11 protein-coding genes and 1 pseudogene are annotated in these 10,954 nt (G+C 63.7%); 7 read left to right on the top strand and 5 right to left on the bottom strand.

Translation table 11 applies throughout. The annotated features are described in order from the left end of the window. The first annotated feature begins 107 nt into the window (after positions 1–107). Together CWO89_RS15875 and CWO89_RS15880 are read left to right on the top strand one after the other, a co-directional pair. Complete coding sequence (locus tag CWO89_RS15875) at positions 108–773, top strand: response regulator transcription factor (protein WP_130579725.1); 666 nt, start codon at positions 108–110, stop codon at positions 771–773. After that, positions 767–2,074: a sensor histidine kinase gene (locus CWO89_RS15880; protein ID WP_130579726.1), complete on the top strand. Its 1,308-nt coding sequence runs from the start codon at positions 767–769 to the stop codon at positions 2,072–2,074. Before CWO89_RS15875 ends, CWO89_RS15880 begins: the two co-directional genes overlap by 7 nt. 9 nt (positions 2,075–2,083) lie before the next feature. Here CWO89_RS15880 and feoB read toward each other — a convergent pair whose 3' ends face one another. From feoB to CWO89_RS15895, 3 genes are all read right to left on the bottom strand, one after another. After that, positions 2,084–3,955, bottom strand: coding sequence for a ferrous iron transporter B (gene feoB / locus CWO89_RS15885; RefSeq protein ID WP_130579727.1), 1,872 nt, complete (start codon positions 3,953–3,955; stop codon positions 2,084–2,086). Positions 3,956–3,974: 19 nt separating this feature from the next. Continuing rightward, on the bottom strand, positions 3,975–4,250 hold the full coding sequence (locus tag CWO89_RS15890; RefSeq protein WP_130226273.1) for a FeoA family protein: 276 nt from the start codon (positions 4,248–4,250) through the stop codon (positions 3,975–3,977). A gap of 93 nt (positions 4,251–4,343) precedes the next feature. Beyond that, entirely contained in the window at positions 4,344–5,819 is a 1,476-nt protein-coding gene (locus CWO89_RS15895) for an MFS transporter (RefSeq protein WP_130579728.1), read from the bottom strand. Positions 5,820–6,005: 186 nt separating this feature from the next. On the opposite strand from CWO89_RS15895, the gene CWO89_RS15900 reads away from it, so the two are divergent. From CWO89_RS15900 to CWO89_RS15920, 5 genes are all read left to right on the top strand, one after another. After that, the gene (locus CWO89_RS15900) at positions 6,006–6,248 is read left to right on the top strand and encodes a type II toxin-antitoxin system RelE family toxin (RefSeq protein WP_130579729.1); all 243 of its coding nucleotides are present in this window, start codon (positions 6,006–6,008) and stop codon (positions 6,246–6,248) included. A gap of 9 nt (positions 6,249–6,257) precedes the next feature. After that, entirely contained in the window at positions 6,258–6,668 is a 411-nt protein-coding gene (locus tag CWO89_RS15905; RefSeq protein ID WP_130579730.1) for a helix-turn-helix transcriptional regulator, read from the top strand. 303 nt (positions 6,669–6,971) lie between these two features. After that, positions 6,972–8,468 (top strand): IMP dehydrogenase, encoded by a 1,497-nt coding sequence (guaB, locus tag CWO89_RS15910; protein WP_130579731.1) that lies wholly within the window; start codon positions 6,972–6,974, stop codon positions 8,466–8,468. A gap of 114 nt (positions 8,469–8,582) precedes the next feature. After that, positions 8,583–9,605 (top strand): NADPH-dependent curcumin/dihydrocurcumin reductase, encoded by a 1,023-nt coding sequence (curA, locus tag CWO89_RS15915; protein ID WP_165421178.1) that lies wholly within the window; start codon positions 8,583–8,585, stop codon positions 9,603–9,605. A 247-nt stretch (positions 9,606–9,852) separates the two neighbouring features. After that, positions 9,853–10,113, top strand: a complete 261-nt coding sequence (locus CWO89_RS15920) for a hypothetical protein (protein ID WP_207234490.1) — start codon at positions 9,853–9,855, stop codon at positions 10,111–10,113. Positions 10,114–10,306: 193 nt separating this feature from the next. On the opposite strand, the gene CWO89_RS49125 is transcribed toward CWO89_RS15920, so the two are convergent. Both CWO89_RS49125 and CWO89_RS15930 read right to left on the bottom strand, forming a co-directional pair. Then, a complete protein-coding gene (locus CWO89_RS49125) occupies positions 10,307–10,549 on the bottom strand; it encodes a hypothetical protein (protein WP_165421179.1) in 243 nt (80 codons plus the stop codon). Between the two features lie 43 nt (positions 10,550–10,592). Then, positions 10,593–10,954: pseudogene (locus CWO89_RS15930) on the bottom strand (metallophosphoesterase); the annotation flags it as partial.

Genomic DNA, 10,954 nt, shown 5'->3' on the forward strand with positions numbered 1-10,954 from the left:
CACGGACCGTAGCCTGCTCGCTGGCCACTGGCATTGCGACGGCCGAGACTCCCGGCGCAGCCGCGAACGATGCCGGTCCGCCGGCTCCATAGCGGGTGCCGACTGTCATGCGAGTGCTGCTGGTCGAAGACGACAAAATGATCGGCGCGGCCGTTCTGGAGGCGCTGAAGGATGCCGCCTACGCCGTCGATTGGGTCAGGAACGGCGATCTCGCCATCGAGGCGATCCACAGCGAGACCTACGATATCGCGCTGCTCGATCTTGGCCTGCCCCTCGTCGATGGCCTCGATGTTCTAAAACGAGTCCGCGCGGAACACGCGCGCCTTCCGATCATCGTACTGACGGCGCGCGACGCCTTGAGCGATCGCGTGGCTGGTCTCGACCTTGGTGCCGACGACTACTTGGTCAAGCCATTCGAGATCGGGGAATTGCTGGCGCGCATGCGCGCTGTACTGCGGCGCGAAGGCAGCGGTACGCCGCCGGTTCTCACCAACGGCCGGCTTTGGCTTGATCCAGCCACGCGCGAGGCGACCTTCTTGGGTGAGCAAGCGGTACTGAGCGCACGCGAATTCGCTCTGGTTCAGGCGCTGCTGATGCGGCCTGGTGCGATCCTGTCCCGCAGCGAACTCGAGCGCCAGATCTACGGCTGGACCGAGGAAGTCGAAAGCAATGCTGTCGAATTCCTTATTCACGCGGTGCGCAAGAAGCTGGGTGCCATTGCGATCAGGAACGTTCGCGGCGTTGGGTGGATGGTGGATCGTCCTACATGCTGAAATCGTTGCGCGCACGTCTGTTCGTCGGCCTCACGGCGATTATCGTGCTGACGGGAGTGATCGGAGGCACCTTCGCTTATCTATGGGCCTACAGCGAAGCCATCGAAATGCAGGACTCGGTCCTGATCCAGGTCGGCACGTTCGCGCTGAACGCTTCGGTCAGGGAAAGCCAGCCCGTCAACGGTGTCGACGCGGAGGCCGAGGTTGCGGTCATCGAACTGGGAACGTCGCCGCGCGGCTCGGCCGACGACCGTAATCTCTGGACGCTGCCGGACGGATTGCACAACGGCGTATATAGAGGGCAGCCGATTCGCCTGTTGCTGCGCACGCGCGCCGACGGCAGCCGATTCGCGGTGACGCAGCGCACGGAGATCCGCACCGAGATCGCAGACGACATGGCGTTGCGGACATTGCTGCCGATTGTCGCGCTGGTTCCATGTCTTCTGCTGGTGACAGCATTGGTGATCGCAAGTTCGTTCCGACCGATGGTCAAGCTGGCTCATGATCTCGATGCGAGAAGGGGCGACGACATCCATGAATTGAAGGCGGCGGGAATGCCGAGCGAGTTACATCCGTTTCTCGTGTCGATTAACGGATTGTTGGATCGCATGCGCGGCATGATGGAGCAACAGCGGCGGTTTATCGCAGACGCGGCCCACGAACTCCGGACGCCGATTACGGCGCTGAGCCTTCAGGCCGAAAATCTGGATCCGCGCGAAATGCCGCCCCAGGCGCGCGAGCGTCTCAACGCGTTGAAGAGCGGCATGCGGCGAACCAAGCATCTGCTCGAGCAACTCTTGGCACTTGCGCGCCAGGATGCCGTGCAAGCCACGGTTTGGGAGACCGTCTCTCTCGACGAGATAGCGAAGGAAGTCGTCGCCGATCTTCTGCCGGAAGCCGCCGCGCGAGACATAGATTTGGGCTTTAGGATGGCCGAGACTGTTGCGGTCAGCGGTGATGCGCTGTCGCTTGCCTCGGCCGTGCGCAATCTCGTCGAAAACGCGGTCAAGTTCACGCCCGATGGCGGAAGCGTCGACCTTGGGGTCTATCGTGAAGGCGAGATGGCGGTCCTGCAGATCGAGGACACCGGGCCGGGGATTCCACCGAGCGATCTCGACCGGATATTCGAGCCGTTCTTTCGAGGTGAGCGGCCGACGGGGGAGGGATCCGGGCTTGGATTATCGATCGTGAAACGGATCATCGATCGTTGCGGTGGCTCGATCGCGTTCGAAAACGTCAACGGGACCGGCCGATCGGGCCTTCGCGCGACCATCAAGATGCCGTGCAAGAGCAACCCATAGTTTTGGGGTTTAGCCTGCCCCCAATGCGACCGCGATATTGTAGGTCGCAAAGCTCGCCAGATACGCCAGTGTGAGCATGTAGAAGAAGGTGACCGCCATCCATCGCCAGCCGCCGGTCTCGCGGCGGATCACCGCGAGCGTCGAGGCGCATTGTGGGGCGAAGATGTACCACACAAGCAACGACAAAGCGGTGGCGAGGCTCCATTTGGTGGCGAGCACATGGCCGATCTGGTCGGCGGCTTCCTTGCCACCTTCGATGGCGTAGACGGTGCCAAGCGCTGCCACCGCGACCTCGCGGGCGGCCATGCCGGGGATCAGCGCCACCGCGATCTGCCAGTTGAAACCGAGCGGCGCCAGCAGTGGCTCGATCGCCTTGCCGATGATCGCGGCGAGGCTGTAGTCGATGGCGGGATCTTGGGCACCGGTCGGCGCGGTCGGGAATGATGCCAGGAACCAGATCAGCACCATCATCGAGAAGATCGTCGTGCCGGCCCGCTGCAGGAACATCTTCGCCCGCGTGTAGACGCCGATGGCGATGCTCTTCAGCCGCGGCAGTTTGTAGTCGGGCAATTCCAGCATGAACGGCGCAGGGGCGTAATCGCGCAGCATGAAGAATTTGACCAGGAACGAGACGCCGAGCGCGCTGGTGATTCCAGCCGCATAGAGGCCGAACAGGACGAGGCCACGCAGGTTGAACCAGCCCCACACATCGCGGTCCGGAATGAACGCCGAGATGATCAGCGTGTACACGGGAATGCGTGCCGAACACGTCATCAGCGGCGCGATCAGGATGGTTGTCAGGCGGTCGCGCCGGTTGTCGATCACGCGCGTCGCCATGATGCCGGGGATCGCGCACGCAAAGCTCGACAGCAGCGGAATGAAGGCGCGGCCGTGCAGGCCGGCGCCGCCCATGATGCGGTCCATCAGGAACGCCGCGCGGGCCATGTAGCCGAAATCTTCCAGCAGCAGGATGAACAGGAAGATGATGATGATCTGCGGCAGGAACACGATGACGCTGCCGACGCCGGAGATGACGCCGTTCTGCAGGAAGCTCTGCAGCAGCCCTTCCGGCAGCGTGTCATGCACGAACTGGCCGAGCGCGTCGAAGGCCGAGGACAACAGCTCCATCAGCGGCTGTGCCCAGGCGAACACGGCCTGGAACATCAGGAACAGGATCAGCGCGAGGATGAAAAGTCCCGCCACCGGATGCAGCACCACCGCGTCGATCCGGGCGGTCCAGGTGTCGGGCTTGGCCGGTAGCGAGACGGCGGAGGCGATGATGCGGTCGGCCTCGCGCTGGGTGGCGCGCAACTGGGAGGCGGTGAGGGGCTGCCATCGATTCGGCCCGACGGGTGATTGCTCTTGCGCCGCGATCTCGTCGGTTCGACGCAACAGTTCCGCGATCCCGCCTTTGCGAACTGCGATCGACGTCACGACGGGCACGCCGAGCGCCTCGGACAATTTCGGCACGTCCACGCTCACACCGCGGCGGGCCGCAATGTCGAACATGTTGAGCACCAGCATCATCGGCCGGCCGGTGTTCTTCAGCTCCAGCAGCAGGCGGATCGTCAGCCGCAGGTTGGTCGCGTCCGCGACACAGAGGATGAGGTCGGGCACGGCCTCGCCAGGGGTGCGGCCGAGCACCATGTCGCGGGTGATTTCCTCGTCCGGGCTGCGCCCGCGCAGCGAATAGGTGCCGGGCAGGTCCACCAGCGAAACCTGCCGTCCGGCGGGGGTGACGAAAAACCCTTCCTTGCGCTCGACGGTCACGCCCGGATAGTTCGCGACCTTCTGGCGGCTGCCCGTCAGCGCATTGAAAAGCGAGGTCTTGCCGCTGTTGGGCGTGCCAACCAGCGCGAGATGCAGCAGTGGGGCTTCCATCGCGTTACCGCTCGCTCCATCAGGCGACGATGATCGCCATGGCCTCGCGCCGGCGCAGGGCGATCGTAACGTTCTCGACCCTGACCGCGATCGGGTCGCGTCCAACGATCCCCTCGTGCAGCACCTCGACCCGGGCGCCCTCGACGAAACCGAGCTCGATCAACCGGCTCTCGAGTTCGTGGCCGGCGAGCGCTGAAGCTGCCTCAGCTACGGCCAGATGCTGGATCACGCCCGAATATCCCCGCTTGGCCAGTCCCAACGGCTGAGATGTTCGGATATCGGTTTGTTCGCTCATCACACGTGTTTTTCAGCCGGGCGCGAAACGGTCAAGCGCTGCGACCAACACGAAGCTGGGATTTAGAACGATTACAAGTTGGTGACGCGGGCGCTATCCCAATCGCTGATCCCGCGCGTCCTGCGTTCCTTCGGTTGCGGCCTTCACGGCGGCGGTGGCCGCGCCCTTGCGGCTGGAGATCTCGACCGCCTTGCGGCCGGAGATCTCGTGGCCGGCATCGTCGGGCATTTGCCAGAAGAACCAGGCCGACGCCGCGGAGATGACTGCAACTACCAGGAAGGCGGGCGCGAACATGATCGCGCTCAAATCGCTCGCACCGTGCAGCAACATCGTCGTCTCCACCGAGAACGCGCCGACCGCGACGCCGGCGGAGATCGCAAGCTGCTGGTTGACGCTGACCAGCGTTGTGGCGCGGCTCATCTGCGCCGGCTCGACCTCGGCATAGGCGACCGTGTTGATGGCGGTGAACTGCAGCGAGCGGAAGAAGCCGCCGACCACCAGGATGATCATGATCAAGAGCAGCGGGGTCGTCGATGTGAACAGCGCGCAGGCGGCAAGGAAGAGCGAGCTCACCACAGCATTCACCGTCATCAGGTTGCGGAAGCCAAAGCTGCGGATGATGCGTGCGGCAAGCGTCTTCATGCCCATGGCGCCGACGGCGGACGCGAAGGTGACGAGGCCGGACTGGAACGGCGACAGCCCGAAGCCGACCTGCATCAGCAACGGCAGCAGGAACGGCAGAGCGCCGACGCCGAGGCGGAACATGAAGCCGCCGATGATGCTGGCGCGCAGCGTCGACAGGTTCAGCAGGGAGAAATCCAGCACCGGCGATCCGGTCCGTCGTGCGTGGATGACGTAGAGCGTCATCGAGATCGAGCCGACCGCGATCAGCGAGGCGACAACCGTCCATGGCAAAAGGTTGAGGCCGGCGACCGAAAGCCCGAAGGCGATACCGGCAAGGCCGATGCCGGCAAGCACGAGGCCGTAGAGGTCGAACGGCTCCGGGTTCTCGCTCTTGATCGGATCGATGTATTTCAGCGCCATGAAGATGCCGAGGAACCCGATCGGAATGTTGATCAGGAAGATCCAGTGCCAGGAGAAATAGGTGGTGATGAAGCCGCCGAGCGGCGGCCCGATCACCGGTCCGATCAGCGCCGGCACCGTCACCCACGCCATCGCGTTGACCAGCGCGCTCTTGTCGACCGAGCGCAATAGCACCAGCCGGCCGACCGGTGTCATCATCGCCCCGCCGAGGCCCTGCAGGATGCGCGCGAACACGAAATCGGTGACCGAGGACGATAGCGCGCAGCCGATCGATCCCAGCATGAACACACCGACCGCTCCCGCAAAAACCATCCGCGCGCCGAACCGGTCGGCGGTCCAGCCGCTCGCCGGAATGAAGACCGCAAGCGAGAGCAGGTACGAGGTGATCGCGAGCTTCAACGTCAACGGACTGGTGCCAATATCGGCCGCAATCGCCGGCAGCGAGGTCGCAATAACCGTCGAATCCATGTTTTCCATGAATAAAGCGGTGGCGACGATCAGCGGGATCAGGCGTTGCTTGTCCATCGGTATCGGAGAACAGGCGAGTCAGGGGCGGGATGAGGTGCGGCTTAGCACCGCGTTGCGTGCGAGGCTATTGCGGAGTGCCCGCGAAAGCTAAATCCTGTGTAACCTTCAGTTCCCGCCGTGCGCACTATATCGCATTATGCGAAGATGTCTTGTCGAACGAATCGCGTTGTGCGATAATTGCCAGTGAAAGAGATCGAATTCACCTCTGCTGCCGTCCGCCAATGGCGCAAACTCAGCGCTGCGACACGCGCCCAGATCGATCTCAAGCTAAAGACATTCGCAGAAACCGGCGCTGGTGACGTGAAAGCGCTCAAGGGCGTATCAGGCATGCGATTGCGTTCGGGTGACTGGCGCGTCCTGTTCACGATGACGGGCAATACCATCACGGTTCACGCCGTAGGCCACCGCCGCGAGATCTATGATTGAGAGGATGCCATGGCAAAAGCCGGCACAGCAAAGAGCAATGTCCAGTTTATCCGTACCCCCGGCGGTGACGATCTCGCCGTGCTGCCGCGCAACGAATATGATCGACTGGTCGCCTTGGCCGCCGAGGCGCAAGAGGATGCCGGCGCGAGCCGGATTGTCCGTAATTCCATGCGTGCCCTGAAGGAGGGGCGCGAGGTCGTGCTGCCGAAGGCCGTCGCCGATCGTCTGGCGAACGGCGATAATGTAGTGCGCGTCATCCGTGAGTGGCGTGGCATGATTCAGGGCGAACTGGCTGTCGCGGTCGGGATCAGCCAGAACTACCTGTCCGAGATCGAGACGGGCCGCCGCAAGGGGCCCGCCGAGTTGCAGAAGAAATTCGCCCGCGCGTTGGGTGTACCGGTCGACCTGTTGATCGACTAGAGAGGCGGGCTTCTAAGCGCCGCCACGACCGGATCCGGCTATTGTTCCCGGCGGAAAACCACCTAAATCCCAGCCTGACGCGGCCATTCAGGCCGAAGGCGATCGGCGGCGCGGTTGCCGGCGGGCGCTGAAAAAGCCTGTGCATGGCTGGCAAACACTTTGATTCGTCATGTCGCCATGCTATCGACCAGCGTCAACCCCACCGATGGGCTCCGATTCGACGGCGATGCAGCAGGCAGCGCCGGGAGGCGGCGCTCATCCTTTTACGTTATCGCGGCGGATCGCCGCCGAAAGGAGTTGGCAATGGCGACGGTACAGGCATCCCCCGCGATCCGCGAGGCCTTCACGTTTGACGACGTGCTGCTGAAGCCGGGCCTCTCGGACGTGCTTCCCTCGGAAGTCGACATCCGCTCTTACGTCACCCGCGCCATCCCGCTCAATATCCCGATCATCGCTTCCGCGATGGACACCGTCACCGAGGCGCGCATGGCGATCGCGATGGCGCAGTCCGGCGGCATCGGCGTCATTCATCGCAATTTCGACGCCGAGGGCCAGGCCGCGCAGGTGCGGCAGGTGAAGAAGTTCGAATCCGGCATGGTGGTCAACCCGCTCACCATCGGCCCCGACGCGACGCTCGCGGATGCGCTGACGCTGATGAAGGACCACGGCATATCAGGCATTCCCGTGGTCACCGGCGCGGCCAAGAATGTCCCGGGCAAGCTGGTCGGCATCCTCACCAACCGCGACGTGCGCTTTGCCACCGATCCCAGGCAGAAGGTCTCGGAATTGATGACGCACGAAAACCTCGTGACGGTGCGCGAGGGCGTCAGCCAGGACGAAGCCAAGCGGATGCTGCACAAGCATCGCATCGAGAAGCTGCTGGTGGTCGACGATCAATATCGCTGCGTCGGCCTGATCACCGTGAAGGACATCGAAAAGGCGGTGGCGCATCCGCTGGCCGCAAAGGACGCACAGGGCCGCCTGCGCGTGGCCGCGGCGACCACGGTCGGCGAGGGCGGTTTCGAGCGCACCGAGCGCCTGATCGACGCCGGCGTCGATCTCATTGTCGTTGATACCGCGCACGGCCATTCCTCGCGCGTGCTCGAAGCCGTCAACCGCATCAAGCGGCTCTCCAACGCGGTGCAGGTGATTGCCGGCAATATCGCAACCAGGGACGGCGCGCAGGCGCTGATCGATGCCGGCGCGGATTCGATCAAGGTCGGCATCGGCCCGGGCTCGATCTGCACCACCCGCATCGTCGCCGGCGTCGGCGTGCCGCAGCTCACGGCGATCATGGATGCGGTCGAAGCGGCGAAGAAGGCCAATGTGCCCGTCATCGCCGATGGCGGCATCAAATATTCCGGCGACCTCGCCAAGGCGCTTGCGGCCGGCGCCGACATCGCGATGGTCGGCTCGCTGCTCGCCGGCACCGATGAGACGCCCGGCGAAGTCTTCTTGTGGCAGGGCCGCTCCTACAAGGCCTATCGCGGCATGGGCTCGGTCGGCGCGATGGCGCGCGGCTCGGCCGACCGTTATTTCCAGCAGGACATCAAGGATACGCTCAAGCTCGTGCCTGAAGGCATCGAAGGGCAGGTGCCCTACAAGGGCCCGGTCGCCAATGTGATGCACCAGCTTGCCGGCGGCCTGCGCGCCGCAATGGGCTATGTCGGCGCCAGGAACATCGCCGAATTCCACAACAAAGCCGAGTTCATTCGGATCACCGGTGCTGGCTTGCGCGAGAGCCACGTCCACGACGTCACCATCACCCGCGAATCCCCGAACTATCCGGGCGGGGCGTAAGCTCCGTCTCTCTGTTATTCCGGGCTTCATGCGTCGTATCGTCCCCGAATGACGCTTCCGATTGATTGGCTGCTTCGCTACGGTGACGCGAAGCAAACAATCGGAGGAAACATCATGCCCCAGGGCAAGCGCATCGTTCTCGCCTCGCGTCCCGTTGGCGAACCCAAACCATCCGACTTCCGCCTCGAGGAATATGCCGTGCCGGAGCCGGGCGCGGGCCAGGTCCTCTTGCGCACGATCTGGCTGTCGCTCGATCCCTATATGCGCGGGCGCATGAGCGATGGCCCGTCCTATGCGCAGCCGGTGCCGGTCGGCGGCGTGATGGAAGCCGGCACGGTGAGCGAAGTGGTCGCTTCCAACAACCCAGCCTTTGCCAAGGGCGACATCGTGCTGTCGCGCGCCGGCTGGCAGACGCACGCGCTCTCCGACGGCAAGGGCCTGTCCAAGATCGATCCAAAGCTTGCGCCGATCTCGACCGCGATCGGCGTGCTCGGCATGCCCGGCATGACCGCCTATACGGGGCTGCTCGACATCGGCAAGCCGCAAGCAGGCGAGACTGTGGTCGTGGCTGCGGCGTCAGGCGCGGTCGGTTCCGCGGTCGGGCAGATCGCAAGGATCAAGGGTGCCCGCGCAGTCGGCATTGCCGGCGGCAAGGACAAATGCGACTTCGTGAAGAACGAGCTTGGCTTCGACGATTGCCTCGATCATCGCGATCCCGACCTCGCGGCCAAGTTGAAGGAAGCTTGTCCGAAGGGCATCGACGTCTATTTCGAGAATGTCGGCGGCGCCGTGTTCGACGCGGTGTTCCCGCTGCTGAACCCGTTCGCGCGCGTGCCGGTCTGCGGCTTGATCGCGCACTACAACGATACCGAGAGCAAGCCGCCGAAATGGGCCGGCGCGATGATGCGCGCGATCCTGACCAAGCGCCTGACGTTCCGCGGTTTCATCGTCAGCGATTTCGCCGCCCGTCACGGCGATTTCCTGCGCGACATGTCGCAGTGGGTGCGCGAGGGCAAGGTCAAGTACAAGGAGTTCGTCACCGACGGCCTCGAGAGCGCGCCGGACGCCTTCATGGGGCTGCTGAAGGGCGCCAATTTCGGCAAGCAGCTTGTGCGCGTCGGGCCGGACAAGGCGTGACCCATCACAGCTCAGCGAGCACTGCGATCCATTGGTCGTACGGCGCCGACCTCGCGCATCGGTGAAGGGAAATCAGGAACGCACTGCTGCTTGCGGCTGTTGGTGCAGAGCATGATCCGACAGAACCGGGAACGTTTCGCTCGCCATAAGCGCGAAGCGTTCCCGCGCGAGGGTCATGCACAACCAGCAAGCCAAGGTGCCGGGAAGCCGAACATCATCGGTTCCTCGCATCGCAATGGAGCAGCTAATGAGAAGACTGGCAGTCCTATCGGCAGCACTGATCGGGGTAGCGACGTTGGCAAATCCTGTGGCCGCCCGCGAGCGCTACGTGCAGCGGCCCGCCATGGTGGACCCCGACATGGCCGCCCCGGCCGCCCCGTATTACCGCAGCGGGCCGGCCTACTATCCGGGGCCGCGCGTCGGCGCATTCGCCACCGCGCCCTGGGATAATTCCCCGCCGCCGTCCTACTACGGCTCGCCTTACGCGGGGGCATACTACGGCTACTGACCTCCGGGAAATTTGGCAGCAACACCAGTCCGCCGCGGCCACCGCGGCGGGCTTTTTCATGCCGCCGGTAGCGACATCGCAGGCCTTGGGCAGGGCCACCGTACCCGAAAGATCACAGCGTTAACCAAATGATTCCTGCGCGGTCCACGTTTGCTTGACTGTGCATGCAACACATTGAATCATCACATTATTTTCAGGTGTAGCTATGTTTGAAATCGGTGTTTTCTGTGTCATTTTGCTGGCGGTCGGCTATGTGGTGGCCATGTGGGTCATCAGCCGCCGCGCTGATGTTTTGCATGGCAAATTCGTCGAGGCCGAAGCCGAGCCAGAACCGTTCGGAATAGGGCCGCTGCTGCCGCCGCCGGCGCCGCGCCCCAACGCGGAATCCCTGCAGGCACTGCTGACGGTGATCCAGCAGGATCTGAAGGACAATCATTCACCAGGATCAGAGGGATACGGCGCAGACTTGACGCGTCGGCCTAATCCGCCGCCATCTCTGCGAGCAGCGCGTCGAGGCTGATATCGACCTGGCCTTTCGCCCTGACGTGGCGGACCTCGAAACTGTCGGGCCGGAAGCGGTACTCGACAATCCCGGTTTCCTTGATCCCGATCACGTCCTGCATGTGGTCGGGAATCATGAAGCCGACGGACGGCGCCCAGACATGGCGGACGCCCCGATGGGTGAAATCGCGCCGCTGATGCACATGGCCGCTGCCGACCAGGCGCCAGTCGACCGCGCCGAACATCTCGATCAGGCGGCACCGCGCCGGCTGCGGGACATAGCGGATCGCGGTTTCCGCAAGCTCGGCATCATCAGGCAGATTCAGGAACAGCGGCTTGG

It is taken from the genome of Bradyrhizobium sp. Leo170, assembly GCF_004296405.1.
GTDB lineage: Bacteria > Pseudomonadota > Alphaproteobacteria > Rhizobiales > Xanthobacteraceae > Bradyrhizobium.